Source organism: Polaribacter sp., assembly GCF_036480315.1.
Classification (GTDB): domain Bacteria; phylum Bacteroidota; class Bacteroidia; order Flavobacteriales; family Flavobacteriaceae; genus Polaribacter.
Genome location: NZ_JAZGGG010000005.1, coordinates 26,563 through 53,301, shown reverse-complemented (window position 1 = coordinate 53,301; position 26,739 = coordinate 26,563). Strand labels below are relative to the sequence as shown.

At 29.5% G+C, this 26,739-nt stretch carries 28 protein-coding genes; 10 read left to right on the top strand and 18 right to left on the bottom strand.

Going from position 1 to position 26,739, the window contains the following annotated elements:
• The first annotated feature begins 50 nt into the window (after positions 1–50).
• Positions 51–737 (top strand): class I SAM-dependent methyltransferase, encoded by a 687-nt coding sequence (locus tag V3V28_RS01245; protein WP_331363204.1) that lies wholly within the window; start codon positions 51–53, stop codon positions 735–737.
• Positions 738–743: 6 nt separating this feature from the next.
• Here V3V28_RS01245 and V3V28_RS01240 read toward each other — a convergent pair whose 3' ends face one another.
• Both V3V28_RS01240 and V3V28_RS01235 read right to left on the bottom strand, forming a co-directional pair.
• Positions 744–1,514, bottom strand: a complete 771-nt coding sequence (locus tag V3V28_RS01240) for an alpha/beta fold hydrolase (RefSeq protein ID WP_331363203.1) — start codon at positions 1,512–1,514, stop codon at positions 744–746.
• A gap of 79 nt (positions 1,515–1,593) precedes the next feature.
• The gene (locus V3V28_RS01235; RefSeq protein ID WP_331363202.1) at positions 1,594–2,307 is read right to left on the bottom strand and encodes a pyridoxine 5'-phosphate synthase; all 714 of its coding nucleotides are present in this window, start codon (positions 2,305–2,307) and stop codon (positions 1,594–1,596) included.
• Between the two features lie 60 nt (positions 2,308–2,367).
• On the opposite strand from V3V28_RS01235, the gene V3V28_RS01230 reads away from it, so the two are divergent.
• The 8 genes from V3V28_RS01230 to murI all read left to right on the top strand — a co-directional run bounded on the left by V3V28_RS01230 (position 2,368) and on the right by murI (position 10,299).
• A complete protein-coding gene (locus V3V28_RS01230) occupies positions 2,368–3,027 on the top strand; it encodes a CBS domain-containing protein (protein WP_331363201.1) in 660 nt (219 codons plus the stop codon).
• Positions 3,028–3,092: 65 nt separating this feature from the next.
• Positions 3,093–3,992, top strand: a complete 900-nt coding sequence (locus tag V3V28_RS01225) for an NAD kinase (protein ID WP_331363200.1) — start codon at positions 3,093–3,095, stop codon at positions 3,990–3,992.
• 106 nt (positions 3,993–4,098) lie between these two features.
• Positions 4,099–4,776: a type IX secretion system protein PorG gene (gene porG / locus V3V28_RS01220; RefSeq protein ID WP_331363199.1), complete on the top strand. Its 678-nt coding sequence runs from the start codon at positions 4,099–4,101 to the stop codon at positions 4,774–4,776.
• Between the two features lie 6 nt (positions 4,777–4,782).
• Positions 4,783–5,526, top strand: coding sequence for an isoprenyl transferase (locus tag V3V28_RS01215; RefSeq protein WP_331363198.1), 744 nt, complete (start codon positions 4,783–4,785; stop codon positions 5,524–5,526).
• A gap of 7 nt (positions 5,527–5,533) precedes the next feature.
• Complete coding sequence (gene bamA, locus V3V28_RS01210) at positions 5,534–8,059, top strand: outer membrane protein assembly factor BamA (RefSeq protein ID WP_331363197.1); 2,526 nt, start codon at positions 5,534–5,536, stop codon at positions 8,057–8,059.
• A 65-nt stretch (positions 8,060–8,124) separates the two neighbouring features.
• The gene (locus V3V28_RS01205) at positions 8,125–8,919 is read left to right on the top strand and encodes an OmpH family outer membrane protein (RefSeq protein WP_331363196.1); all 795 of its coding nucleotides are present in this window, start codon (positions 8,125–8,127) and stop codon (positions 8,917–8,919) included.
• A 12-nt stretch (positions 8,920–8,931) separates the two neighbouring features.
• A complete protein-coding gene (locus V3V28_RS01200) occupies positions 8,932–9,438 on the top strand; it encodes an OmpH family outer membrane protein (protein WP_331363195.1) in 507 nt (168 codons plus the stop codon).
• A 66-nt stretch (positions 9,439–9,504) separates the two neighbouring features.
• A complete protein-coding gene (gene murI / locus V3V28_RS01195; protein ID WP_331363194.1) occupies positions 9,505–10,299 on the top strand; it encodes a glutamate racemase in 795 nt (264 codons plus the stop codon).
• Here the strand turns inward: murI and V3V28_RS01190 are convergent.
• The 12 genes from V3V28_RS01190 to V3V28_RS01135 form a co-directional block, all read right to left on the bottom strand.
• On the bottom strand, positions 10,296–11,276 hold the full coding sequence (locus tag V3V28_RS01190; protein ID WP_331363193.1) for a PorP/SprF family type IX secretion system membrane protein: 981 nt from the start codon (positions 11,274–11,276) through the stop codon (positions 10,296–10,298). The two genes, murI and V3V28_RS01190, sit on opposite strands and share 4 nt — an antisense overlap.
• A gap of 160 nt (positions 11,277–11,436) precedes the next feature.
• Positions 11,437–12,135, bottom strand: coding sequence for a sulfite exporter TauE/SafE family protein (locus V3V28_RS01185; protein WP_331363192.1), 699 nt, complete (start codon positions 12,133–12,135; stop codon positions 11,437–11,439).
• Positions 12,135–12,581 (bottom strand): FixH family protein, encoded by a 447-nt coding sequence (locus V3V28_RS01180; protein ID WP_331363191.1) that lies wholly within the window; start codon positions 12,579–12,581, stop codon positions 12,135–12,137. The genes V3V28_RS01185 and V3V28_RS01180 overlap by 1 nt, the downstream gene beginning before the upstream one ends.
• Before the next feature lie 8 nt (positions 12,582–12,589).
• On the bottom strand, positions 12,590–14,011 hold the full coding sequence (gene ccoG / locus V3V28_RS01175) for a cytochrome c oxidase accessory protein CcoG (RefSeq protein WP_331363190.1): 1,422 nt from the start codon (positions 14,009–14,011) through the stop codon (positions 12,590–12,592).
• A gap of 23 nt (positions 14,012–14,034) precedes the next feature.
• Entirely contained in the window at positions 14,035–14,892 is an 858-nt protein-coding gene (locus V3V28_RS01170; protein WP_331363189.1) for a cbb3-type cytochrome c oxidase N-terminal domain-containing protein, read from the bottom strand.
• Between the two features lie 12 nt (positions 14,893–14,904).
• Entirely contained in the window at positions 14,905–15,072 is a 168-nt protein-coding gene (locus V3V28_RS01165; protein ID WP_331363188.1) for a CcoQ/FixQ family Cbb3-type cytochrome c oxidase assembly chaperone, read from the bottom strand.
• 5 nt (positions 15,073–15,077) lie between these two features.
• Positions 15,078–17,273, bottom strand: a complete 2,196-nt coding sequence (gene ccoN, locus V3V28_RS01160) for a cytochrome-c oxidase, cbb3-type subunit I (protein WP_331363187.1) — start codon at positions 17,271–17,273, stop codon at positions 15,078–15,080.
• Positions 17,274–17,283: 10 nt separating this feature from the next.
• On the bottom strand, positions 17,284–17,469 hold the full coding sequence (ccoS, locus tag V3V28_RS01155) for a cbb3-type cytochrome oxidase assembly protein CcoS (protein WP_331363186.1): 186 nt from the start codon (positions 17,467–17,469) through the stop codon (positions 17,284–17,286).
• A 119-nt stretch (positions 17,470–17,588) separates the two neighbouring features.
• On the bottom strand, positions 17,589–18,959 hold the full coding sequence (hemN, locus tag V3V28_RS01150) for an oxygen-independent coproporphyrinogen III oxidase (RefSeq protein ID WP_331363185.1): 1,371 nt from the start codon (positions 18,957–18,959) through the stop codon (positions 17,589–17,591).
• A gap of 10 nt (positions 18,960–18,969) precedes the next feature.
• A complete protein-coding gene (deoD, locus tag V3V28_RS01145; protein WP_331363184.1) occupies positions 18,970–19,668 on the bottom strand; it encodes a purine-nucleoside phosphorylase in 699 nt (232 codons plus the stop codon).
• A gap of 27 nt (positions 19,669–19,695) precedes the next feature.
• Positions 19,696–20,028, bottom strand: a complete 333-nt coding sequence (locus tag V3V28_RS01140) for an AraC family ligand binding domain-containing protein (RefSeq protein WP_331363183.1) — start codon at positions 20,026–20,028, stop codon at positions 19,696–19,698.
• 5 nt (positions 20,029–20,033) lie between these two features.
• Positions 20,034–22,409, bottom strand: a complete 2,376-nt coding sequence (locus V3V28_RS01135) for a heavy metal translocating P-type ATPase (protein ID WP_331363182.1) — start codon at positions 22,407–22,409, stop codon at positions 20,034–20,036.
• 103 nt (positions 22,410–22,512) lie between these two features.
• Here V3V28_RS01135 and V3V28_RS01130 point away from each other — a divergent pair, with 103 nt between their 5' ends.
• The gene (locus tag V3V28_RS01130) at positions 22,513–23,199 is read left to right on the top strand and encodes a Crp/Fnr family transcriptional regulator (protein WP_331363181.1); all 687 of its coding nucleotides are present in this window, start codon (positions 22,513–22,515) and stop codon (positions 23,197–23,199) included.
• Between the two features lie 21 nt (positions 23,200–23,220).
• Here V3V28_RS01130 and hflX read toward each other — a convergent pair whose 3' ends face one another.
• From hflX to V3V28_RS01110, 4 genes are all read right to left on the bottom strand, one after another.
• Positions 23,221–24,432, bottom strand: a complete 1,212-nt coding sequence (gene hflX / locus V3V28_RS01125; RefSeq protein WP_331363180.1) for a GTPase HflX — start codon at positions 24,430–24,432, stop codon at positions 23,221–23,223.
• 114 nt (positions 24,433–24,546) lie between these two features.
• Positions 24,547–24,813, bottom strand: a complete 267-nt coding sequence (locus tag V3V28_RS01120; protein ID WP_331363179.1) for a heavy-metal-associated domain-containing protein — start codon at positions 24,811–24,813, stop codon at positions 24,547–24,549.
• 5 nt (positions 24,814–24,818) lie between these two features.
• Positions 24,819–25,184, bottom strand: a complete 366-nt coding sequence (locus V3V28_RS01115; RefSeq protein WP_331363178.1) for a rhodanese-like domain-containing protein — start codon at positions 25,182–25,184, stop codon at positions 24,819–24,821.
• A gap of 1 nt (position 25,185) precedes the next feature.
• Complete coding sequence (locus V3V28_RS01110; RefSeq protein WP_331363177.1) at positions 25,186–26,592, bottom strand: MBL fold metallo-hydrolase; 1,407 nt, start codon at positions 26,590–26,592, stop codon at positions 25,186–25,188.
• Positions 26,593–26,739 lie beyond the last annotated feature (147 nt).

Genomic DNA, 26,739 nt, shown 5'->3' with positions numbered 1-26,739 from the left:
TTAAAAAAAAAATACAGAAAAAGCTTAGCAAAGAACAATCTATAAAACTGTTGAATTTTGCTAGTAGAAATAAAGTTGCAGGTTTTTTTATAGGATTTTTGTGGGGAAGAAACTTATCTAAACTTGCAGTTATTTACAATACCGATAAATATGGTACTCATTATTACACTCCAAATTATCAAAAATATTTTAAACAGTTTAAGTACAAAAAAATTAAATTATTAGAAATTGGTGTTGGTGGATATAATTCTCCTTATAAAGGAGGAAGTTCTCTTAGAATGTGGAAAAGGTACTTTCCTTTTGGAAGAATATTCTCATTAGATATTTATGACAAGTCTCCACAAGAAGAATACAGAATTAAAATATACAAAGGCAGTCAAATCGATTTTAGTTTTTTAGAGAAAACAGTTGCTGATATTGGTGAAATCGACCTTATTATAGATGATGGCAGCCATATTAATAATCATGTTATTACCAGTTTCGAGTATTTATTCCCGAAGTTAAAAAATGGAGGAATTTATGTAGTTGAAGACACACAGACTTCTTATTGGAAAGATTTTGGTGGTGATAGTGAAGATTTAAAAAACGCTGATACTTTAATGAATTTTTTCAAAAAAATTACAGATTCACTAAATCACAAAGAATATCATAAAAAAGAGTACACACCAAATTATTATGACGAAAATGTTTCATCTATACATTTTTATCATAATATGGTTTTTATCTTTAAAAAATAAAAACTACTACAAAAACGCACAAACTTCACTATAAAAATCTTTAGGGTTTTCTACATGCAACCAATGACCAGCATTTTTAATTTCCACAATTTTAGAATTTGGAAAATGTGCGTCAATTATCGGTTCTTCATCTTGAGATATATAATTAGATTTAGAACCTTTTAAAAATAAGGTTTCGTTCTCAAAAACAGTAAAAGAAGGCAACGCTTCACCAACTTCAGAATTATTTTCTGTTAAAGATTCTAAATTAAAACGATACGCTAATTGTCCTTTTTCTATCCAATAAACATTTTTCAACAAAAACTGACGCACACCAAATTCTGGAATTAATTCTGCAATTTTTTCTTCAACTAGTTTTCTTGAATTTTGCACAGAAAAATCAACCGAATTTAAACCTGCTAAAATTGCATTATGATGTGGTTGGTACATTCTAGGAGAAATATCTACAATTACTAATTTATCTACCAATTCTGGGTACGTTACCGCAAACAACATTGCTGTTTTTCCGCCCATAGAATGGCCAATTAAATAAATATTCTCTAATTGATACTGCTGAATATACTTGTATAGATCATCAACCAAGACTTCATAATTAAATTCATCTTCATGAAAACTTCTACCATGGTTTCTTTGGTCTATTAAATGAACTTCAAAATTATCAGCAAACAGATTTCCTAACGTTTTCCAATTATCAGACATTCCAAAATAACCATGTAAAATTAATAATGGTTTTCCTTCGCCTTTTATGGTTGAATTTAATATTGGATTAATAGACATTTAGATTCTTGGATTAATAGATTTATCAATCGTTTAAAAAAACTCATTTCGAAAAAATAGATTTAAACTTTGTTATTTTTTATTTCAATCTGTGTAGATACATATTTACAACATTCTCTAAACCTAAATACAAGCTCTCTGCAATTAGAGCGTGCCCGATTGAAACTTCTGCTAAATTCGGAATATTCTCATTAAAAAATTTAATATTTTCTAGACTTAAATCATGACCAGCATTAATTCCTAGACCTAATTCATGTGCTAAAACAGCAGCTTCGGTGTATGGTTTTATACCATTTTTATTTCCTAAATCGAATTGCGTTGCAAACTCTTCAGTATATAATTCTATTCTATCTGCTCCGGTTCTTGCTGCAGCTTCTATCAACTTTAAATCAGTATCAATAAAAACAGAAGTTCTAATTCCGTTTTGTTGAAACTCTTTAATCACTTCTTGTAAAAAAGATTGATTTTTTATAGTGTCCCAACCAGCATTAGATGTAATAGCATCCACAGAATCTGGCACTAAAGTAACCTGCGTTGGTTTGGCTTCTAACACTAAATCTATAAAAGATTTGATAGGGTTTCCTTCAATATTATATTCAGTATTTACAACAGAAACTAAATCTCTTGCATCTTGATAACGAATATGTCTTTCATCTGGTCTTGGGTGAATTGTAATTCCTTCTGCTCCAAATTCCTGAATATCGCTTGCAACTTTTAGTAAATTTGGCACATTTCCGCCACGAGAATTACGTAAAGTTGCTATTTTATTAATATTTACACTTAACTTTGTCATTGTCTAAAATTAGACTACAAAGATAATTTATTAAATCATTTTATCCTATATTCGTACAGCATGAATATTACAGATTATATTTTAAAAGAGATAAAAGCACTTCGTTTAAAAGACAGTGTAAAAAGTGCGCAAAAAATATTTAAAAACTACCCTATTACTCATTTTCCAGTAATTGAAAATGATAAACTATTAGGTTCTTTTGCTGAAAGCGATGTGCAAACCATCGAAAATAAAGAAAGTGAATTAGCAACACACTCGCATTTAATGAATACTTTTTTTGCAGGTGAAAAAGCAACTGTTTTAGAATTATTAAAGATTTTTGCAGACAATGACACCAATATAATTCCGGTTTTAAATAAGGAAAAAAACTACATTGGTTATTATGATTTATGTGATGTTTTGGATGTTTTTTCTACAAGCCCTTTTATGATTGAAGAAAGCGAAACTTTAATTGTAGAAAAATTAGAAAACGATTATTCTATGGGAGAAGTTGCCCAAATTGTTGAAGCAAATGGCGCAAAACTTTTAGGTGTTTATATTTCTGAAAAATCGAATGACTTTATTCAAGTAACTTTAAAAATAGTTTCTAATGAAGTAAACGAAATCATACAAACTTTTAGAAGATATGATTATAAAATAATCTCTTCGCACGAAAATGATATTTACCTAGAAGATTTAAAAAACAGATCTGATTACTTGCAAAAATACCTAGAAATGTAAGTTTCAATTTGACAATATATTAGTTGTAGCTTTACAACTTTAAAGCATAAAATAAATAATACATTTTGAAAAAAGTAGCAATTTACGGTCAGTCTTATTCAATTTCAGCAGAAAAAGAAATTAAGATTCTTTTAGAAGTTTTAGAAGAAAGCAATATTGTTTGTTTTATTGAGCAGCAGTTTTATAATTTACTAATAGAAGGAGATATTTTTGATAAAAAATACCCAACATTCTCACATTTTTCTGATTTAAATGATTCTTTCGACATTCTTTTTACCGTTGGTGGAGATGGTACAATCTTAAGAGCTGTAACTTATATTAGAGATTTAAATATTCCTATTTTAGGGATTAACACAGGGCGTTTAGGTTTTTTAGCAACTATTAATAAAAATGCTATTGAAGAAAGTATTGCTTTAATTTTAAATGGTGAATATTCTATACAAGAAAGAACGCTTTTATCTATTAAAACATCTCCAGAAACAGATGATTTATCAGAATTAAACTTTGCTTTAAACGAAATTACAATTGCTAGAAAAAACACTACTTCTATGATTGGTGTTAAAACCAATTTAAATGACGAATACCTTACAAATTATTGGGCAGATGGCTTAATTATTGCCACTCCAACAGGTTCTACAGGCTATTCTTTAAGTTGTAACGGTCCTGTAGTTTCGCCAGATTCTAAAAATTTGGTTATTACACCAATTGCACCGCATAATTTAAATGCAAGATCTATGGTTATTTCTGACCAAACCACGATTCAATTAGAAGTAGATTCTAGAGAAAAAGATTTCTTAATTTCTTTAGACTCAAGAATTACTACTGTTACTCAAAACACCAAAGTTTTTATAAAAAAAGCACCTTTTACCATTAAAAGTATAATCCCTAAAAATCAATCATTTTTACAAACTTTACGAAGTAAATTATTATGGGGAGAAGATACTCGAAACGAAACCAATCTTTAAAGCATTTTCAACAATAAAAGTCCAAAATAGCAGTTATTCAAAAAAGACTCATTATTAACTTCATAAAGCAAATTGTAATCCCTATATTTGCACGCTATTTTTTAGAATGAAAAACAGATTATTATTTATTGTATTCATAAGCTTTTCTTCAGTATTATTGGGGCAAGAGTATGAAGTTGGATTTTCTTTAGGTGGCACAAATTATGTTGGTGATATTGGTAGAACTAATTACATTTATCCAAATAAACCAGCTGCAGCTGCTTTTTTTAAGTATAATTGGAATCCTAGAATTGCCTTAAGAGCAACTTATAGTTATTTACCAATTGGCGCTAATGATAAAAATGCTGATACAGATTTTAAACAAAAAAGAGGATTAAGTTTCTCGAATACAATAAACGAATTGGCAGTGGGTATGGAATTTAATTTTTATGAATATGATGTTTCATCAGATGATAAAAGTTGGACTCCTTATCTTTTATTAGAACTTGCTGCATTTAATTACAAAACACCAGTATCTGAAACAACTCCTGGTGTTTATGAGTACTCAAATAAAACTTCTTATGCTATACCAATTGGTATAGGGTATAAGTCTAAATTATATGGTACTTTAGCATTTGCAATTGAAGCTAAATTTAGATATACTTTTGAAGATGATTTAGATTACTCAACAAGTAGAATACCATCTTTAAATTTTGGTACAAATGGTAAAGATTGGTATATGTTTACAGGTGTTTCATTAATTTATACATTTGGTAGACCAGCTTGTTACACAGACGGATTATAATAAAATATGGACAAAAAACTACGTATAGATTTACAGAAAACCCCAAAACACGTTGCCGTTATTATGGATGGGAATGGTCGTTGGGCTAAAGGTAAAGGAATGAGTAGAATCTTTGGCCATAGAAACGCGCTTACCGCCGTAAGAGAATCTGTAAAAGCTGCCTCACAAGTTAATGTAGAAGCAATTACTTTGTATGCTTTTTCTACAGAAAACTGGAATCGCCCAAAACTTGAAGTTGATGCATTAATGAGCTTATTAATAAGTTCATTAAAAAAAGAATTACCAGACTTTATGAAAAATGGAGTTAAAGTTAATTCTATTGGCGCAATTGAAACTTTACCAAAAAAAGCACAAAGAGTGTTAAATGACGTTATTTCTGAAACCAGAAATAACACAGACATTACATTAACTTTTGCATTAAGTTATGGATCAAGAGAGGAAATTGTTAATGCAATCAAAAATATATCTAAAAAAGTTGTTAATAAAGAGCTTGATTTAGAAAAAATAGATGAAAATACTATAAATAACCATTTATATACATTTAATTTGCCCGATGTTGATTTAATGATAAGAACTAGTGGAGAACAACGCATTAGTAATTTCTTATTATGGCAAATGGCATATGCCGAATTATATTTTACAGATGTACTTTGGCCAGATTTTAGAGAAGAGCATTTTTACGATGCAATCATTGAATATCAGAATAGAGAACGAAGATTTGGAAAAACAAGCGAACAACTTACAGAATAAATTTTATATGAAATTATTTTCTGCTGCAATAGTGTTTATAACACTATTTTTTACTTTTAGTGTAACTGCACAAACAAAAAAAGATAGTTTATCTGTTGCAAAAATAGACACAACAGCTACTAAAAATATTGCTTTCAAAAAAGGCAAAGAATATATTTTAGGAGGTATTTCTGTTACTGGCTTAAAAAAGTTTAGTGAAGAAACTGTTAGGGTATTTACAGGCTTAAGAAATGGACAACCAATTAAACTTCCTGGAGATAAACTAACAAGTGCTATAAAAAAACTATACGAAAGTAAACAATTTAGTGACGTAGATGTTTATTTAGCTCGAATTGATGGTAACACAGTATATCTTCAGTTTGATGTTTTAGAATTACCTCAACTTAACAACGTTAAAATAACGGGTATAAAAAAATCTAAAGCAAAAGAATTAAAAAAAGACACCGAACTAAAAACGGGAGCAATGGTTACCGACAATTTAGTTGTAACCACTAAAAATTACATCACAAAAAAATATACTGACAAAGGTTTCTTAAAAACCAAAGTAAATTTAGATATTAAAAAAGACACTTCAGACGTTAACATTGTAAATATGTCAATATTTGTTGATAAAGGTAAAAGAATAAAAATAAAAGACATTCTTTTTACTGGAAACAAAGCCCTTTCTGCAAGAAGTTTAAGAAAGGCAATGAAAAACACTAAAGAGAAATTTTTAGGTCGTTTTTGGAAAACATCAAAATATATTGAAGAAGATTACCAAGAAGATTTAGAAAGTATTTTAGATAAATACAGTAGACTTGGTTATAGAGATGCTCGTGTTTTAAGTGAAAACATGACTTGGAATAACGATAATACAATTAATATAAACATAGATTTAGAAGAAGGTAGACAATATCGTTTTGCAGAAATAGTATTTGTTGGAAACAAAGAATACACAGATGAGCAATTAAATATATATTTAAAAATTGAAAAAGGAGATGTTTATAATGGTGCCGTTTTAAAAGAACGTGTTAAAGGTGATGGTACACCAACATCACAAGATATTTCTACATTATACCAAGATAATGGATTCTTATTTTCACAAGTAAATGCAGTAGAAACAAGAGTGAAAAACGATTCTATTACTGTAGAAATTAGAATTAGAGAAGACGAAAAAGCAAGAATTAAAAAAGTAACTGTTTCTGGAAACGACAAAACAAATGACCATGTACTTTTTAGAGAATTACGTGTAAAACCAGGAGATTTATTTAGCAGAAGTGCAATTATTAGGTCTATTAGGGAAATTGGTCAATTAGGTTTCTTTGATGCTAATGTATCACCAGATGTAGTACCAGATTACCAAAACAAAACTGCCGATATTAATTTTGCAGTAGTAGAAAAAGGTGGTAGTCAAATAGAATTACAAGGTGGTTATGGTGGTGGTTCTTTTATTGGAACTTTAGGTTTATCTTTTAACAATTTTTCAATCAGAAACATTTTCAATAAAGAAGCTTATAAACCATTACCAATGGGAGATGGGCAAAAATTATCTTTACGTTTACAATCTAGTAGAACTTACAATACATATAGTTTTTCATTTACAGAACCATGGTTAGGTGGTAAAAAACCGAAATCATTATCGTTTTCTGTATATTCATCTAATCAATATGGAATTAATAGACAAACTTTTAATGTTGATAAATCTCAAAATTTAAACATTGTTGGTGCTTCTTTAGGATTGGGACAACGTTTAAAATGGCCAGATGATTTCTTTCAACTATCGCAAACAATTAGTTACCAAGCTCTTGTTGTAAAGAATTATAGTTTTGGTTTAGGTGGTGTTAGAATTGATAATGGTACACTAAACAATTTATCATATAACGCAACTATAAGCAGAAACTCTGCAGGACCAAGTTTAATTTTCCCAACATATGGTTCAGAATTTTCTTTTAGTGCAAAAGCAACTTTACCTTATTCATTAATGAATAAAAAAGATTACACTGGATTAGAACCAGCAGAGAAATATAAATGGTTAGAATATTATAAATTTAGTGCCAAAGGGAAATGGTACACATCATTTACAGATAAATTAGTATTAATGTCTAATACAGAAATAGGATATTTAGGTACTTACAATAGCAAACTTGGCGCACCACCTGTAGAACGTTATTTTGTTGGAGGAGATGGAATTGCACAGTTTCAATTAGACGGTAGAGAAACCGTTGGTCTAAGAGGTTACGAAAACAATAGAATTTCATCTATTGAAGGTGGTACAATTTTCAACAAATTTCAGTTAGAATTACGTTACTCTATTACAGATGCACCTTCTGCTTCAATTTACACATTAGGGTTTTTAGAAGCAGGTAATTCTTATGACAATTTTAGTAACTTTAATCCGTTTGAATTAAAAAGATCAGCAGGTTTAGGTGTAAGAATTTTTATGCCAGCATTTGGTTTATTAGGGATAGATTTTGCACATGGGTTTGATCCTTTACCTGGACAGACTGTTAAATCTGGTTGGCAAACACATTTTATTATCGGAAGGCAATTCTAGGAAAACTGTACATTTGTAATGTCTAAAGTTTTTTTGGCACGGTTTTTTCTAAATACATTATAGAAATGAAAAAAGTATTTTTATTAGTCGTTCTTTTATTTAGCGTTACATTCTCTTGGTCTCAAAGAAATCAAATAATTGCTTATATCGATATGGAATACATTCTAGAAAATGTTCCAGAATATTTAGAAGCACAAAACACTTTAGATGCTAAAGTAGCAAAGTGGAGAAAAAAATTAGATGAACAAGCAAGACATATTGAAGTTTTAAAATCTGACTTGGCAAATGAGAAAGCAATTCTTACTAAAGATCTAATCGACGAGAAAGAAGAAGAAATTACTTTAAAACAAGAAGAGTTAAGAAGATTAGAATCTTTATATTTTGGCCCAAAAGGAGATTTATTTTTAGTTAGAAAGCAATTAGTAAAGCCAATACAAGATCAAGTTTACAATGCAATACAAAGTATTTCTAAAAGAAAGAAATATGACTTTGTTTTTGATAAATCTAGTGATTTAGTAATGCTGTTTTCAAATAAAAAATACGATATTAGCGACCTCGTTTTATCTACTATAAATAGGTCTCGATTAATTGATGAAAAGAAACAAAAAAAGAACGCAAAAAAAGAAGCACCTAAAAAAGAACTTACTTCTAAACAAAAGGAAGTTCTAACTAAAAAAGTAGATGCTAAAGCAAAGAAAATTGCAGATAACGAGGCTAAAAAGAAAGTAATTCAAGAAAAAAGAAAAGAACTAGCTAGAAAAAGGGGAGAAAAAAGAAAATTATTAAGAGACAAGAAAGAAGCTGCTAGAAAAAAGAAAGAACAAGAAAAGAATAACAAAGAAGACAAAAATAATAATTAAATTAAAACAAGAATGAAGAATTTAAAAACATTACTATTAATTGCTGTATTTACTTTAGGAGTTGCTGGTATTGCAAATGCACAAAAAGTAGGTCATATAGACTTTGAAAAATTAGTAGCAGAAATGCCACAAACTAAAGCGCTAAAACTAGATATTGAAAAACTTGGTAAAACTTACCAAGATGAGATTAAAGGGATGGCTAAAAAATTAGATGCTAAAAGAAAAAAGTACATTGCAGAATCTGAAGCACAAACAAAAGACACAAATGACCAAAGAGCTTTAGAATTACAAAAAGAAGGAGCTACTTATGAGAAAACAAGACAGTTTGCTTATCAAGATATGCAAAAACAACAAAATGAAAAGTTAAGCCCAATTATTGAAAAAGCTGAAAAAGCTGTTCAGGCAGTTGCCGCTACAAAAGGTCTATTATACATAATGGATTCTTCTAAAGGAAAAGGACTTTTAGTAAGTAAAGGTGAAGACATCTTTAATGCTGTAAAAGCTAAATTAGGTTTCTAAAAAACTACTTTCTTAATAATATAAAAAAACCTACTTTTTAAAGTAGGTTTTTTTATTTTTACAAATATGAAATCAAACAACTTTCCTATTGGTATTTTTGACTCTGGTGTAGGTGGAACTTCTATTTGGAAAGAAATTAAGACACTTTTACCTAAAGAGAACATCATTTATCTTTCTGATAGTAAAAATGCTCCTTATGGAGAAAAAACTAAAGAAAAAATTATTAATTTATCAATAAAAAACACCGAATATCTCTTACAGCAAAACTGTAAGTTAATTGTAGTTGCATGTAATACTGCTACAACAAACGCCATAAAAATTTTACGCGAAAAATATTCAATTCCAATAATAGGAATTGAACCTGCAATAAAACCTGCAGCGTTACAAACAAAAACAAATATTATAGGAATTCTTGCCACAAAAGGAACTTTAAATAGCGAGTTGTTCGAAAAGACATCTACTAGTATAAATAAACAGATTATTGTAAAAGAAATAATAGGTAAAGGTTTGGTTGAACTGATTGAAGGCGGAAAACTATATTCAAAAGAAATGACAACATTATTAACATATTATTTAAAACCAATGTTAATTGAAAAAGTAGATTGTTTGGTTTTAGGATGTACGCACTACCCATATTTGATTCCACAAATTAGAGAAATTGTTGGTGCTAAAATTCAAATTATAGATTCTGGTGAAGCTGTTGCAAGACAGACAAAAGCGGTTTTAGAAGCACACAATCTTGCAAATAAAGATATTATTTCTGGAAGTCATCAGTTATTTATCAATAAAGATAAAAGCGTATTAGAAATGCTAATTTCTAATAATAGTGAAAACTTAATAATTACTGAAAAGGATTTTTAAAACCCTCCAAAAACAGTATTTATATTAGGGCAAGCTGCACCTCTTTGCTCTCTAGTCCATAAATTAAGACCAACCGTTACTTGATGAAAGCCAGAATTGGTTAAAACAACATCATTCATTTGGCTTGTATAGGTATAAGAAAACATAAAGTTGTTATAATTAATACCCACAATTGGTGAAATAAATTGAGAATTTTCAATGGTATTAGAATCAAAACTTCTCCTATAAGAAAGTGCTGCCCAAAATTGAGTTTGCGAAATCGTCTTATAAGCTTTTATATTAAAATCTGCAATTCTTTGTCCTGTACTTTCTCTAAATTGAATCATCATTGACGGCTCTAATTGTACATAGTTATCTTTACCATAAAAATAACCAGCAGAAAATATATAGTTTCTTAAATCTAAGGGTTCTTGAACGTTTAAATTATTCTTAGCAGTTAATAAAAGGTTCTTTGCTGTAAAATAAGTTGATAACCCGCCTCTATGATAAGCAACACTAAAATCTGCGTTGTAATAGCTTGTACTTTGTATGATTGCAGCAACATCATCATTACCAAAAGATCTTTGATCAGATTGATTTTGTACAAATGTAAATGCCAAACCAAAAGAAAGTTGTTCAAACAATCTACCATCACTTAATGGTAAATGGTAAGAATATGCACCTTGCAATCCTTTTTGAGAATGAAATCCGTTTTTATCATTAAACAAAACAAAACCATAACCTGCATTAGAATATTCACCAAACTTTGTATGAAAACTTACAGTTTGTAAAGCTGGTGCATCAGGAATTCCTGCCCATTGTTGTCTGGCCGTTAAACGTAATTTACTAGAATTACCTATACCTGCGGCTGATGGATGTACTAAATAAACATTATCAGATAAATAATCTGTATATATTGGTAGGGTTTCTTGTCCGTTACTTTTTAATGAAAAAAAAGCTAAACATAAAAAACAGAATTGTACGTATATTAACTTCATTAAAGTTCTATTATTTTTAAGTTCTCAAATATATTGTTTTTATAAGAATAAATACTTTACAACTTAAAGATTTAACATTGTTATTAAACATAATTTTAGAATATTTATTGCTTTTTACCTCATCTAAATAAATTTTAATGAGAAAAATAAAGTTTTTACTTTAATGACAAACATTTGAATTAGAAACTATTTCTAAAACCGGACTTGGAGAAACGAAAGGAATTCCTATACCTAAACCTCTTAGAATAAACAATACACCAATAAAAACTACTACTATTGGTATTGCTTTTTGTATTCTTCGTCTAAAAGTTCCTTTGGTAAAATTCCCTAAATATACTACAGCTGTCATTAATGGAATTGTACCCAAGCCAAACAAGAACATATATATACCACCAGAAAAAGCATTGGTGGTTGCTAATGCACCAAAAACTGCCATATAAACTAATCCACAAGGTAAAAATCCATTTAAAAAACCGATTGTAAAAAAAGTATCATTTCCTTTCTTCTTCAGTTCTTTACCCAAGGTATTCTTCACCTTAAAAATTAATTTATTAATATTCTTTGAGAAGTTTATTTTTGAAAAAATCTTTGGAAATAGAATTACTAAAATCATAGATGTTCCCACAATAATTGATAATTGTTGTTGGAAACCAAAGAAGTAAAAACTTTTTCCTAATAGCCCAAAAAGCAAACCAATTATACTATAGGAAAACAATCTTCCAAAATGGTAGCTTAAAATTTGAAAAAAACCTTTTGTTTTGTTTTTCCTATCAATTGGCAACATAAAGGCAATAGGTCCACACATTCCTACACAGTGGAAACTGCCCAATAAACCAAAAATTAGTGCTGATAAAAACATTAATAGACTATTTCTTTTTTAAATAAATAATCTTTATTTTTATAATTCCAAGTAACAATAATGTTCCAACGACCATCCAATAAACGTTTCTCAGGCACGAGCAAATATGTATTAGAAATTGAAATAGGTATTTCAAAATCTAATTGTTTATTAGATGGTCTATATAGGAACACTTTTCCTTGAATATCTTTTGGCAAGAACTCTTTTGGAAATTGTATATGTAAACCTTCTTTGGTTCTTATAACGCTTACATTTTCTACGAGTTCAGATGCATTTTTTTCTGCATTAATTTCTTCTTGAAAACCAACTTCTTTCTGGTAATATTTTTCAGTTACTAAATCATAACTATACGACTTATCTGTACTCATGGTAATTACCATGTATAAAATAAAACTCATAAAAGCTATAATTGCAACAACAATACCTGTTCCCCAATTAAATTTCATCTTGTATATTATTTATAACTTCTTGGTCCTAAAAAGTTAGTTTTAGTTGTTTCTATTAACTTATCACCACTAAAAACACCTATTTTTAAATCAATTTTATCTTTTTCTAACGTAGATGAGTTTATTTCTATAAACAATGTTCCTTCTGCTAAACCTTGTTTAGGAACCATAAAATTATGATTAGAAACTAATTTAATTTCACCTTTATGAGAAAGAATTTTATAGCTGACATCTTTAATATCTTTAGTTGTTTTATTAATGACTTTAAAGGTGTAAACGTTACTAATAATGTTATTTTCTTTGTGTTGATATAATTGACCAGGTAGTCTTAAAATATTTGCTTCAACATCATTTCTTAAAAATAACATTCCTATTAAAATTCCTGTTAAAATAAATAAAACGGCAGAATACCCTTTTATCCTTGGTGTTAATTTAAAAGGTTTCTTTTTAGCAATATTATCTTCACTTGCGTATCTAATTAATCCTTTAGGATACCCAACACTTTCCATAATATGATCGCATTCATCTATACAAGCCGTGCAATTTACACACTCTAATTGTGTACCATTTCTAATATCAATTCCTGTTGGACACACAACAACACATTGTTTACAATCTATACAATCTCCTTTTCCTACTTCTTTTCTGTCTTCGTTTTTTCTAAACTTTGATCTTCCTTTTTCTCCTTCTCCACGTTTATAATCGTATGCTACATTTATTGTTTTATTGTCTAACAAAACTCCTTGCAATCGCCCGTAAGGGCAAGCAATAATACAAACTTGCTCTCTAAACCAAGCAAATATAAAATAGAAAACACAAGTAAAAATTGTTAATGAAATTAACGTACTAGTATTGTCTAAAGGATTACCCGTTATGTAACTTATTAAGGTGTCTCCGCCAATTAAATAAGCTAAAAATACATTTGCAATAATAAACGAAATCACAAAAAAGAGAAACCATTTTAAAAGCCTCTTCCTAATTTTATCTGCATTCCAAGCTTGTTTTTCTAAACGAATTTGTTTTCCTCTATCACCATCAATCCAATATTCTATTTTTCTGAAAACCATTTCTAAAAAAATGGTTTGCGGACAAATCCATCCACAGAAAATACGTCCAAAAACGACAGTAAAAAGAATAACAAATACAACACCAACAATCATTGAAATTACCAACAAATGAAAATCTTGAGGCCAAAATGGAAATCCGAAAATATTAAATTTTCTTTCTAAAACATTAAACAGTAAAAACTGGTTTCCGTTAATTTTAATAAATGGAGCTAATAATAAGAAAGCCAACAAAACGTAACTTACATACGTTCTGTACTTGTAAAAAAAACCACTTGGTTTTTTAGGATAAACCCAAGAACGCTTGCCTTCTGTATCAACAGTAGCAATACTATCTCTAAATTGTTCGTTCTTGGGTGTTTCCATTTTAACTAACTAATAATTTATATTTATTCTTTTACCCACTTTTCACCTTCAGGAGCTTTTGCTACAACTGGCGTTGTTCCTTGTAAAGAAATTACATAGCTAGCTACCTTTGCCATATCTAACGTTTTTAAGGTTTTATTCCAAGCAATCATTCCTTTACCATCTCTACCTCCTTCAGAAATAGTATTAAAAACATTTTTAATTCCGCCACCAAGCACCCAAAACTCATCTGTTAAGTTTGGCCCTATTGAGCCTCCACCATCACCTAAATGACAAGAAGCACAGTTTAAATTAAATATTGCTTTTCCTCTTTTTAAATCTTTTGCATCCGTTAATAGCGTTAAGTTTTCTGCAGTAATTAAATCTGTAGCAGTTGCTTTATACTTATTTAATTCAGCTTTTGCTTCTGCAACAGCTTTATCGTATTCTACAATTTGACTATCACCATCTAGAACTTCGAATCTTATCAAATAAACTACAGCAAAAACAATAGATGCATAAAATAGGTATTTCCACCAAGGTGGAAGCGAGTTATCTAATTCTCTAATTCCATCATAATTATGATCTAAAATTATTTCTTGCTCTTCTTCAATTGCTCTTGTGTTTGTCCAAGATTTTAATAATTTTTTAACCCACTCATTTGGCGGTTCTGGTACAACACCATCTTTTTCGTTTTGTAATTCCTTTGCTTTATTAATTGCGATAACATTTACCAATTCTTTTAAAACAACGACTAAAACAAAAGCGATTAAAGCAAGCCAAACTAAAGGATTATCATAAAAACTAAATGGGTTTTCGTACACCATAAACGACTTTGCAAGTGCTAAAAAAGTACCAATTACAAAGATTACATATACTGTAGATTGAAAATATTTTTTCATTTTGTTTCTTTTTTAATGATCTAATGGTAAATTACTTACCTTGTTTATATATTCTTTTTTAGCTGTAATAACCCACCAAAATAAGGCTACAAAAAAAGTAAAGAATATAATTAATGATATTAAAGGATAGATTTCTATACCAGTAATACTCTCTAAATGCCCTTTTATAAATTTAAACATCGTCTTTATTTTTTAGTGATTTTTTGTTCGTCCTTAACTTTTATATCCGTTCCTAAACGTTGCAAATAAGCAATTACAGCAACAATTTCTCTGTTTTTCATTTCGATAAAAGCTTCACCGCTTTCTTTAGCATACTTTTTATCTGCATCATAATTTTTTGCAAAATCAGGGTCTGAATACAAGTTTTCTTCAATTTGTGTTCCTTGTGCTAACATGTGCTCTTGTGCATTTGTTATTTCATCTTCTGAATAAGGAACACCTAGAGTAACCATGGCTTTCATTTTTGTTTCCGTGTTAGACTTATCCAACTCATCATTTATCAACCATTTATAAGAAGGCATAATTGAACCTGGAGATGTACTCTGTGGATCGTACATGTGATTTAAATGCCAGCTATCATTGTATTTTTTTCCTATTCTGTGTAAATCCGGTCCTGTACGTTTAGATCCCCATAAAAATGGATGATCATATACAAACTCACCTGCTTTAGAATACTCTCCATAACGTTCTACTTCACTTCTAAACGGCCTTATCATTTGAGAATGACAACCAACACAACCTTCTCTTATATAAAGATCTCTTCCTTCTAATTCTAAAGGAGAATAAGGTTTTACACTACTAATTGTAGGTATGTTAGATTTTATTAAAAGTGTTGGTATAATTTGAATAGCTCCACCAATTAAAATTGCAATAGTTGCATAGATTGTTAATTTAATTGGTTTTCTCTCTAACCATGTATGCCATCCTTCACCTTTTGTTCTGTATTTAGAAACTTTTGCTAATGCAGGTGCTTCTGCTAATTCATCAGTAACATCACTACCAGCTCTTACTGTTCTAATAACATTATATAACATTACAAATGCACCAATAATAAACATACTTCCACCAATTGCACGCATCCAATACATTGGCATAATTTCATTTACAGTTTCTAAAAAGTTACCGTACGTTAATTTACCGTCTGGATTAAATTGTTTCCACATAGAAGCTTGTACAAAACCTGCTACATACATAGGTAGTGCATACATTATAATACCTAAAGTACCAATCCAAAAATGGAAATTTGCTAATGCTACAGAATATAATTTTGTTTTAAACATTCTTGGTATCATCCAATACAACATACCAAAAGTTAAGAAACCATTCCAAGCTAATGCACCAACGTGTACGTGTGCAATAATCCAATCGCTATAATGAGCAATTGCATTTACATTTTTTAAAGATAATAGTGGTCCTTCAAAAGTTGCCATACCATAGCCTGTAATTGCAACCACCATAAATTTTAAAACAGGATCTGTTCTAACTTTATCCCAAGCTCCACGAAGAGTTAATAATCCGTTTATCATTCCTCCCCAAGAAGGTGCTAATAACATTATAGAAAATGCAACTCCTAGATTTTGAGCCCATTCTGGTAATGAGGTATATAATAAATGGTGCGGTCCTGCCCAGATATAAATAAAGATTAAAGACCAAAAATGAACAATAGATAACCTGTATGAATAAACCGGTCTGTTAGCTGCTTTAGGAACAAAATAATACATTAGCCCTAAAAACGGTGTTGTTAAGAAAAATGCAACAGCATTATGTCCGTACCACCATTGTACCAGTGCATCTTGAACACCTGCATATACAGAATAAGATTTTAAGAAACCAACTGGTAATGCTAAACTATTAAATATATGAAGTACAGCAACAGTAACAAAAGTTCCTAAATAAAACCAAATTGCTACATATAAATGACGTTGTCTTCTTTGTAGAATGGTCCAAATCATATTTGCACCAAAAGCTACCCAAACTAAAGCAATTGCAATATCTATTGGCCACTCTAATTCTGCATATTCTTTAGAACTCGAATATCCTAAAGGCAGTGTTATTGCTGCAGCAACAATAATTGCTTGCCAACCCCAAAAGTTGAAATTACTTAAAAAGTTACTTGCCATTCTTGCTTTCAATAATCGCTGAAGTGAATAATAAACACCAGCATAAATTGCATTTCCTACAAAGGCAAAAATTACCGCATTGGTATGTAAAGGTCTTAAACGACCAAAACTTAACCAGGATATTCCTTCTGTAATATTTGGGAACAAAAACATTAATGCCAGTAATAAGCCTACACTGAAACCTACAATTCCCCAAAGTAAGGTAGCGTAGATAAATTTCTTAACGATTTTATTATCGTAATAAAATTGTTGCATTTCCATAATATAAAATTTAGTCTAAAGTTGATTTTTCTTGTTTTTCTTGTTTTTCTTTTACTAGTTCATCATCAAACAGCATACGAACCGATGGCGTATATGAGTCATCATATTGCCCAGTTTTTACTGAATAAATAAATGCGATAAAAAATAAGATTGCTACTATAATACTTATAGTTAGTAGTAGGTATATTACGCTCATATCTTGCCTGATAATTGATACATCAAAATTAATAATGTTGATTTTCTTAAAACATGACATTTGTCATATTTTTACTTTTATTTATAGACTTATATTTTCACAGGAGAGAGAATTTTTAATTAAATAGTCATCGAAAATAATTGCGTTTTCGGCTTATTCTTTAATAAATGAACATCAAAAGCCATACAAATATTTCTAACATAAGGTCTTGCCATTTCTGGTACTGATAATGTTTTTCTTAGCTTATCAATTACAACCAAACCATCTTGCTCCATTTCTTCTAACAAAATTAAATGTGATTCAATGTTGTTTATTCTCATAGCTTTATCTTCCCACGAAGTGGAAAAATGACACATAACATTTAAAATATGTTTTCTTATAATTCTATCTTCTTCTGATAATAGATGTCCTCTAAAAATTGGAATTTCACCTTCATTTACAATTTTCTGATATTCTTTTACAGTCTTTACATTTTGTGCAAATGCATACCAAGAATCCGAAATTGCAGACATTCCTAAACCAATCATTAATTGCGTTTTATTTGCTGTATACCCCATAAAATTCCTGTGTAATGTTTTGTTGATGGTTGCTTCAAACAAACTATCTGTTTTTAGAGCAAAATGATCCATACCAATTTCTACATAACCTAATTCTGCAAAAAGTTCTTTACCAATTTCGTAAAGTTCTCTTTTTTCATCATTCTTTGGCAAATCGTCTTCATTAAAACCTCTTTGACCCACTCCTTTTACCCAAGGTACGTGCGCATAACTGTAAAACGAAATTCTATCTGGCTGTAATTCTTTGGTTTTGTTAATTGTATGAATTACGTTTTCTTTGGTTTGAAAAGGCAACCCGAAAATTAAATCGTGACTTACTGATGTATACCCTATTTCTCTAGACCATTTTGTAACTTGTTCTACTTCAGAAAAAGGTTGAATTCTATGTATTGCTTTTTGTACTTTTTCATTATAATCTTGTACACCAAAACTAACTCTAGTAAAGCCACAATTAAATAATGTTTGTAATTGTTCTTCGGTTGTATTACTTGGATGTCCTTCGAAACTAAATTCAGATTTCGGATGTTTTTTTGCAATTTCGAAAATACCATCCATCAAGTATTTTAGGTTTTCTTTTGAGAAAAAAGTAGGTGTTCCTCCACCTAAATGTAATTCTTTAACAATAGGAGTTTCATCAACCAAATCAACATACAATTTCCATTCTTTTAAAACGGTATCAATATATTCCTCTTCAACCTCATGACGTTTTGTAATATGTTTATGACACGCACAAAACGTACACAAATTCTCACAAAAAGGCAAGTGAATATAAATACTAATGCCTTCTATAGAATTACTTTCTTTAAAAGACATTTGAAAAGATTGTATCCAATCTTGTTTATCAATTCCTTCTTTATTCCAATAAGGCACCGTTGGATAGCTTGTGTATCTTGGTCCTGGAATGTTATATTTTTGTATTAGTGATTTTTTCATTTTGCGTGTTTTAATTGAGCTCTAAAGCAATTTCTATCATTTCTTTAAACGTCTGTTCTCTTTCTTCTGCAGTTGTTTTTTCTTTAGTAATTAAACTATCAGAAATGGTTAAAATTGATAGTGCATTTACGTTATATTTAGCTGCAACAGTATACAAACCAGATGTTTCCATCTCTACACATAAAACTCCATAATCTGCCCATTTTTTATAACTATCAAACTCGTCTGCATAAAATTCATCTGAACTTAAAATCCCTCCAGCCTTTACAGTGATATTTTTTTCTTTTGCAACCTCAATCGCTTTTTGAAATAATTTAAAACTTGCTGTTGGCGCAAAATCTGCTCCGTTAAAACGAATTGTATTTAATCCTGAATTTGTAGAAGCTGCCATTGCTAAAACAATATCTCTAATTTTTACATCTTTTTGATACGAGCCTGCAGAACCAACTCTAATTAAGTTTTTCACTCCATATTCTATAATTAGCTCTGTACAATAAATTAAGGTTGAAGGGATTCCCATTCCTGTACCTTGAACAGATATTTTTTTACCTTTATAAGTTCCTGTAAAACCTAACATTCCACGAACATCATTGTATTGAACAATGTTTTCTAAAAAAGTATCTGCAATCCATTTTGCTCTCATTGGATCTCCTGGCAACAAAACTGTTTCTGCTATTTCCCCTTTCTTAGCTTCAATATGAATACTCATAATTAGAAAATTTATTATGTATTTAATTTATACGTTTTTTACTCTTTGCAAAGAATCTGCTTTCGATAAAGTTAATCTTACTACACTATCTTCTGCTGCAGAAAGGTTATGCACTATGTGTGGTTTTAGTGAAACTAAATCACCATCATTCAATTGTATCAACTCTTCATTTGCTCCAAAATCAATAGCTCCTTTTATTACCTGAACTACAATTGCAAATGGAGCTTGATGATCTTCCATAATTTGACCTTTTTTAAAAACAACTCTTAACTCTTTCGAAAAATCAGTGTCCATTAGCATTAAAACAGATGGTTTATTTGAATTAAATTTTACATCTTCTAAAAACGAGGCTACTTTCATATGTTTTATTTTATTTTTTTTCCTACTAAATTGGTTGAAATTGTTGTGAAAATTACAATACTAATGGAACTTAAAGGCATTAAAATTGCAGCAACAACAGGCGTTAATTGCCCTGTAACTGCAAAATATAAGCCAACCAGATTGTAACATAAAGACAGTATAAAACTGTATTTAATAATTTGAATTGCTTTTTTTGAAGCTTTAATATAAGTTCCTATTTTATTAAATTTGGATGCATCTAAAATACCATCACAAGCAGGAGAAAAAACATTGATGTTTTCTGACAAAGCAATACCAACATTACTTTGTGCTAAAGCACCAGCATCATTTAAACCATCGCCAATCATGGCAACTTTTTTATGTTTTTTTTGAAGTTCTGCCACTACATCTAATTTATCTTCAGGTTTTTGATTGAATAATAAATTAGTTCCTTCAGGTAAATTTTCTTGTAGATACTTTCTTTCACCTTCATTATCACCAGAAACAACCGATAAGTTAAAATTACTTTTTAGAGAATTAAACAATGTTTTTACACCTTGTCTATAAGAGTTTTTAAAAGTGAATTTCCCTTTATAAACATCATTAAAACTGATATAAACAGCTGTATCTAAAATTAATAATCCTTCATTTTTTTTCACAAAAGAAGCAGAACCTAACTTTAAGTTTGTTCCTTTATAAATTACCTCAATACCTTTGCCTACAATTTCTTTATAATCAGAAATAGTTATGGTTTCAAACTCTTTAAAAATAGAATAAAGAGTTCTACTTAGAGGATGGTTTGATGCTCTTAACGAACTTTTTAAAATATTTTTTTCTAACTGATTTAATTCATCTCCATCATAAGAAATAGTGTTTTCTTTATGTGTAGTTAATGTTCCTGTTTTATCGAAAATGATGGTATCTATTGCCGCTAATTGTTCTATAACTGTTGCGTTTTTTAAATAAAATTTTTGCTTCCCAAAAATACGTAGCATATTTCCCAGCGTAAATGGAGCTGCTAATGCAATAGCACAAGGGCATGCAATAATTAATACTGCAGTAAACACATTTAATGCTTTGCTTGCATCACTAAACACCCAATAAGCAGTTGATAAAAAAGCAATTAACAAAACTGCAACTGTAAAGTTTTTACTAATGTTATCTGTTATTGTTTTAAAGTTTGATTTATTATCTTTTTGAAAAACATCATTACTCCATAATTGTGTTAAGTAACTTTGAGAAACTGATGCTAAAACTTCCATTTCTAGTATTCCTGAAAGTTGTTTTCCTCCTGCAAATAATTTATCACCAGATTGTTTAGTAACTGGCACTGCTTCGCCAGTAACAAAACTATAATCTATTTCTGCGTATCCGTTAATTAAAACTCCGTCTACAGGAATTAATTCTTGGTTTCTAATGAGTAATTTATCTCCCTTTTCAATATCATAAATTTGTACATTTTCTTCTTTGTCATCTTTTGAAATTCGAGTGACAGCAATGGGAAAATAAGATTTATAATCTCGTTCAAAAGATAAAAAATTATATGTTTTCTGTTGAAAGAATTTCCCTAGTAAAAGAAAGAAAACCAAACCTGTTAAACTATCAAAAAAACCTGTTCCTAAATCGAATATAATTTCTACAGAACTTCTAATAAATAATACAGAAATACCCAAAGCTATAGGAACATCAATATTTAAAATATTAGAACATAAACCTTTAAAAGCCGATATAAAATAGTCTTTAGCTGCGTAAATAACGACGGGTAAAGAGAAGAAAAACATTAGCCATCTAAAGATATTTTTATACTTTTCTATCCAAAAACCATCTACTTCAAAATATTCTGGAAACGACAAAAACATTACATTCCCAAAAGCAAAACCAGCTATACCTAACTTATAAGTTAAACTTCTATCTACTGCTTTTTTTCCACTTTCGTAATCTTCTAAACTAATATAAGGTTCATAACCAATTGCGCTTAATAGTAACACTATTTCCTTAAGAGAAGTTTCAGAAGAATTATAGGTAACTCTTACTTTTTTCTTCGGAAAATCTACTTGAGAAGAGGAGATTTTTGAATTTAACTTATGTAAATTTTCTAAAACCCAAATACAAGAACTACAATGAATATGCGGAATGTATAAAGTTGCAATTTGAGTATTTCCATCAGAAAAATCTAATAACTTTTCTGCAATTTCTTTAGTGTCTAAGAAACCATATTTTCCTTGAATTTCAGTTGGAATTGCACCAGGATTGTCTTGAAAATTGTAATAACAGGTTAAATCATTATCAGAAAAAATCTCATATACGGTTTTACAACCGTTACAACAGAATTTTTTTTTATCAAATATAATTAAACTGTCTTCACAAGAATCGCCACAGTGATAACATTGTGTAGATTTCATACTTACTCTTTTGCCTTTTGCAAATTTCTAATAAGAGTTTGTTTTAAAATATGATATTTGTCAGCTTTTCGATATCTTTGATATAAATAATAATTTCTTAATTATGAGCAAGTGCGAACAATGCATTGTACGTCAATTTAATTCTCTAAAACATCTTTCTAAAGAAGAATTGTTAAGAATATCTGCTTGTAAAACATCTAAAACTATAAAGAAAGGTGAAGTTCTTTTTAGCGAAGGAGAGCATTTAAATGGTGTTTTTTGTATTAAAGACGGTGTTTGTAAAGTATCTAAAATGAGTGAAAATGGGAGGAATCAAATTATTAGCTTAGTTCAAAAAGGGAACTTATTAGGTGAAAGAAGCTTAGTTTCTGAAGAAGTTTCAAACTTAAAAGCTGTAGCTTTAAATGATATGGAAGTTTGTTTTATTCCTAAAGAAGAAATTATTAGAGATTTAGAAAAGAACAATACTTTTACTATGAGTATTTTAAAAGATATGGCAACATCTCTTAAAAGTGCTGACAATTTAATTGTTGATATGGCTCAAAAAACCGTAAAACAACGTTTGGCAGAAGCTCTTTTACATTTGCATACTAAATTTAATAATGACAGCGAAGGTTATATAGGTGTGCATCTTTCCAGAGAAGATATTGCAAATATTATTGGTACTGCAACTGAATCTGCAATTCGATTATTATCAGATCTTAAAAAGAAAAAAATTATTGAATTTCATGGTAAAGAAATTAAAATTTTAGACGAAATAGCATTAGAAAAAATTGCACAAGGTTTTTAAAATTAAACGCTCTTTTATTAACTATCCTTCTTCCTTATATTCATAGTACAAAAAGTCATTATAAGGAAAACGCTGAATGTGAATTTTCTTTACTTCTTCATATGTTATAACTTTAAAATCTTCTAAATTTTCTTTATTTAGAGCAGAAATAAAAATAGATTCTCGGTCTTTATCATTCATCCACGTTTTTTGCCAGTCTTGTAGAGTATAGTGCTCTTTTCCTCTTTCAGTAACCAAATCATCTTCGTCTATAGTTCCGTACTTATAAGCATCAATCTTATTAAAAACCATTAAAGTTGGTTTATCTACACATTTAATATCTGCTAAAATTGTATTTACAGATGCAATATGATCTTCAAAATTTGGGTGAGAAATATCAACAACATGTAACAACAAATCTGCTTCTCTAACTTCGTCTAAAGTAGATTTAAAAGACTCTACTAATTGCGTTGGTAATTTTCTAATAAAACCAACAGTATCCGTCATTAAAAAAGGAATATTCTTAATAACTACTTTTCTAACCGTAGTATCTAATGTTGCAAAAAGTTTGTTTTCAGCAAAAACATCACTCTTGCTTATTACATTCATTAATGTTGATTTACCAACATTTGTATAACCTACTAGCGCAACTCTAACCATTTTTCCACGGTTTTTACGTTGCACAGCCATTTGTTTATCAATAGTTTTTAATTTCTTTTTTAAGAGAACAATTCTATCGTTAATAATACGTCTATCAGTTTCTATTTCAGTTTCACCAGGTCCGCGCATACCAATACCTCCTTTTTGCTTATCAAGGTGAGTCCAAAGTCTTGTTAATCGAGGTAATAAATATTGATGTTGTGCTAATTCTACTTGTGTTTTTGCAGAACTTGTTTGCGCTCTTTGTGCAAAAATGTCTAATATTAAATTGGTTCTGTCTAAAATTTTACAATCTAAAATCTTCTCGATATTTCTTAATTGTGCTGGAGACAATTCATCATCAAAAATAGCAGTCCCAATATGATTAGATTCAATAAAAACCTTTACTTCATCTAATTTTCCTACTCCTAAAAAAGTTTTAGGGTTTGGTCTTTCTAACTTTTGAACAAAGCGTTTTACCGTTACTCCACCAGCGGTTAAAGTTAAAAACTCTAACTCATCTAAAAATTCTGTAGATTGAGTTTCGTTTTGATTTTGAGTAATTACACCAATTAAAACGGCTTTTTCTGAAATGGCTTCTTTTGCATCTATCATAGATTACAAAAGTACGAACAAATTTGTTTTAATGATATCTAATTTCCTATTTTGAGTGCAATAAAAAAAGCGAACAAAATGTTCGCTTTAAGTTTTATCAAAATTTAAAATTGTTTAAGATTCTATTCTACCAACAGCACAGCTAACAAAAGACTTTGCTTTATGTACAATTGTATTTTTATCACCTACTTCTGGGTATCCTAATTTAGATAATTTTTCCTTAATTCCAGAAATATTTTCCTTGTTAGAAGTAACAGAAACTATTGAATTTTCTAAATCTATTTCAACTTCATTAATATTTTCTAAACTTAACAATCCTTTTTTAATGGTTGCTGCACAACCACCACATTTTAAGTTTTCAATCTGTATATCTATTTTCATTTTTTTTAATTTTCTTGTTTCCATTGGTTGTATCCGCCTAAAACATTTACAACTTTATATCCTTTTTCTTGAAGAATTACGCCTGCTTTTCCGCTTCTGTTACCTGATCTACAGTACAAATAAACAGGTTTAGTTTTATCTAATTTTACTGTTGCTTGCGTGTAAAAATTTTCGTCATAAAAATTGGCAAAAAATGCCGTTTCTATAAACCCTTCTTTTATTTCTTTCTGTGTTCTAACATCTAATAATTGAACTTTTTCTTTACTTAAAAGTACTTTTAATTCTGATGTTGTAATTGTGTTTACTTCTTGTTTTTTATCACAATTGATAAAGAAAAAACTCAATACGAAAATGTATGTTATCTTTTTCATTTTATTTTAAAGTTGATGGACAAACCACATATGTTCTTTCTATATCTGTATTTCTAATTGCCGAATAACCACCAGCAACATCAATTACATTATGAAAACCACGTGCTTTTAAAATTGATGATGCTATTACAGACCTATATCCGCCAGCACAATGCACATAAAAATCTTTATTTTTGGGAAATTCAGAAATGTGATTATTTAAGAAATCTAAAGGTGTACTTTCTGCTACTTTAATATGTTCACCTGTGAATTCACCTGGTTTTCTAACATCAAAAACCAAAGCGTTTTCTTTTATTTTGTCTTCTAAAACATCTGCCGAAACAGATCTTAAAGTATCTATTTCTTTACTTGCATCTTGCCAAGAATTGAAACCACCTTCTAAATATCCTAAAACATTATCGAAACCAACTCTAGAAAGTCTTGTAATTACTTCTTCTTCTCTACCTTTTTCTGATACTAATAAGATTGGTTGTTTAATATCTTTTATTAATGCGCCAACCCAAGGTGCAAATCCGCCATCTACACCAATAAAAATTGATTGTGGAATAAAGCCTTTTATAAATTCTGATTGATGTCTAATGTCTAAAATAATTGCATCCGTTTCATTAGCAATAATTTCAAAATCATCAACAGATAAAGGTTTTGCACTATTTTTGATAACTTCTTCTATATCTTGATATCCTTCTTTATTCAACTTTACATTTAAAGGAAAATAAGCAGGTGGAGGCAATAAGCCATCTGTAACTTCCTTGACGAATTCTGCTTTAGTCATATTTGCTCTTAATGCATAATTGGTTTCTTTTTGATTACCAATTGTACCAACAGTTTCTTTGCTTAAATTTTTACCACATGCAGAACCTGCACCATGAGCTGGATATACAATTACATCATCTGCTAAAGGCATTACTTTATTCCGTAAACTCTCGAATAAGAAACCTGCTAAATCTTTCTCTGTAATGTCTCCTTTTTGTGCTAAATCTGGTCTTCCAACATCTCCTAAAAATAAAGTATCACCGCTAAAGATTGCATGGTTTTTTCCATTTTCATCTTTCAATAAATAGCAAGAACTTTCCATAGTATGCCCTGGAGTATGCAATAACGTAATTGTTATATTACCTACCTTAAATACTTGATTGTCTTCTGCAATAATAGAATCAAAACTTGTTTTTGCAGTTGGTCCATAAACAATTTTCGCGCCTGTCTTTTCCGCAAGTGTTACATGTCCACTCACAAAATCTGCATGAAAATGAGTTTCAAAAATATATTTAATTTTTGCACCATTTTTATTAGCTCTCTCTATATAGTCTTGTACTTCTCTTAATGGATCTATAATAGCAACTTCACCATTACTTTCTATGTAATAAGCGCCTTGTGCAAGGCAACCTGTATATATTTGTTCTATAATCATATTCTATATTTTTCTTTTCTTGTAAGTTTCAAAATAACATTAAAAAAAGTGTTTTCTAATGACATTTATCAGTTTTATTATTAGATTCCTGTATTCACAGGAAAGGCATTTTTAATTGAAGCTTCGAATAAAATTCGAAATCTACTT

Bases quoted from the DNA above. Each gene is read 5' to 3' on its own strand.
- V3V28_RS01240 (WP_331363203.1), bottom strand. From the start codon at position 1,514: ATGTCTATTAATCCAATATTAAATTCAACCATAAAAGGCGAAGGAAAA.
- V3V28_RS01235 (WP_331363202.1), bottom strand. From the start codon at position 2,307: ATGACAAAGTTAAGTGTAAATATTAATAAAATAGCAACTTTACGTAAT.
- V3V28_RS01230 (WP_331363201.1), top strand. From the start codon at position 2,368: ATGAATATTACAGATTATATTTTAAAAGAGATAAAAGCACTTCGTTTA.
- porG (WP_331363199.1), top strand. From the start codon at position 4,099: ATGAAAAACAGATTATTATTTATTGTATTCATAAGCTTTTCTTCAGTA.
- V3V28_RS01215 (WP_331363198.1), top strand. From the start codon at position 4,783: ATGGACAAAAAACTACGTATAGATTTACAGAAAACCCCAAAACACGTT.
- bamA (WP_331363197.1), top strand. From the start codon at position 5,534: ATGAAATTATTTTCTGCTGCAATAGTGTTTATAACACTATTTTTTACT.
- V3V28_RS01205 (WP_331363196.1), top strand. From the start codon at position 8,125: ATGAAAAAAGTATTTTTATTAGTCGTTCTTTTATTTAGCGTTACATTC.
- V3V28_RS01200 (WP_331363195.1), top strand. From the start codon at position 8,932: ATGAAGAATTTAAAAACATTACTATTAATTGCTGTATTTACTTTAGGA.
- murI (WP_331363194.1), top strand. From the start codon at position 9,505: ATGAAATCAAACAACTTTCCTATTGGTATTTTTGACTCTGGTGTAGGT.
- V3V28_RS01190 (WP_331363193.1), bottom strand. From the start codon at position 11,276: ATGAAGTTAATATACGTACAATTCTGTTTTTTATGTTTAGCTTTTTTT.
- V3V28_RS01185 (WP_331363192.1), bottom strand. From the start codon at position 12,135: ATGTTTTTATCAGCACTAATTTTTGGTTTATTGGGCAGTTTCCACTGT.
- V3V28_RS01180 (WP_331363191.1), bottom strand. From the start codon at position 12,581: ATGAAATTTAATTGGGGAACAGGTATTGTTGTTGCAATTATAGCTTTT.
- ccoG (WP_331363190.1), bottom strand. From the start codon at position 14,011: ATGGAAACACCCAAGAACGAACAATTTAGAGATAGTATTGCTACTGTT.
- V3V28_RS01170 (WP_331363189.1), bottom strand. From the start codon at position 14,892: ATGAAAAAATATTTTCAATCTACAGTATATGTAATCTTTGTAATTGGT.
- V3V28_RS01165 (WP_331363188.1), bottom strand. From the start codon at position 15,072: ATGTTTAAATTTATAAAAGGGCATTTAGAGAGTATTACTGGTATAGAA.
- ccoN (WP_331363187.1), bottom strand. From the start codon at position 17,273: ATGGAAATGCAACAATTTTATTACGATAATAAAATCGTTAAGAAATTT.
- ccoS (WP_331363186.1), bottom strand. From the start codon at position 17,469: ATGAGCGTAATATACCTACTACTAACTATAAGTATTATAGTAGCAATC.
- hemN (WP_331363185.1), bottom strand. From the start codon at position 18,959: ATGAAAAAATCACTAATACAAAAATATAACATTCCAGGACCAAGATAC.
- deoD (WP_331363184.1), bottom strand. From the start codon at position 19,668: ATGAGTATTCATATTGAAGCTAAGAAAGGGGAAATAGCAGAAACAGTT.
- V3V28_RS01140 (WP_331363183.1), bottom strand. From the start codon at position 20,028: ATGAAAGTAGCCTCGTTTTTAGAAGATGTAAAATTTAATTCAAATAAA.
- V3V28_RS01135 (WP_331363182.1), bottom strand. From the start codon at position 22,409: ATGAAATCTACACAATGTTATCACTGTGGCGATTCTTGTGAAGACAGT.
- V3V28_RS01130 (WP_331363181.1), top strand. From the start codon at position 22,513: ATGAGCAAGTGCGAACAATGCATTGTACGTCAATTTAATTCTCTAAAA.
- hflX (WP_331363180.1), bottom strand. From the start codon at position 24,432: ATGATAGATGCAAAAGAAGCCATTTCAGAAAAAGCCGTTTTAATTGGT.
- V3V28_RS01120 (WP_331363179.1), bottom strand. From the start codon at position 24,813: ATGAAAATAGATATACAGATTGAAAACTTAAAATGTGGTGGTTGTGCA.
- V3V28_RS01115 (WP_331363178.1), bottom strand. From the start codon at position 25,184: ATGAAAAAGATAACATACATTTTCGTATTGAGTTTTTTCTTTATCAAT.
- V3V28_RS01110 (WP_331363177.1), bottom strand. From the start codon at position 26,592: ATGATTATAGAACAAATATATACAGGTTGCCTTGCACAAGGCGCTTAT.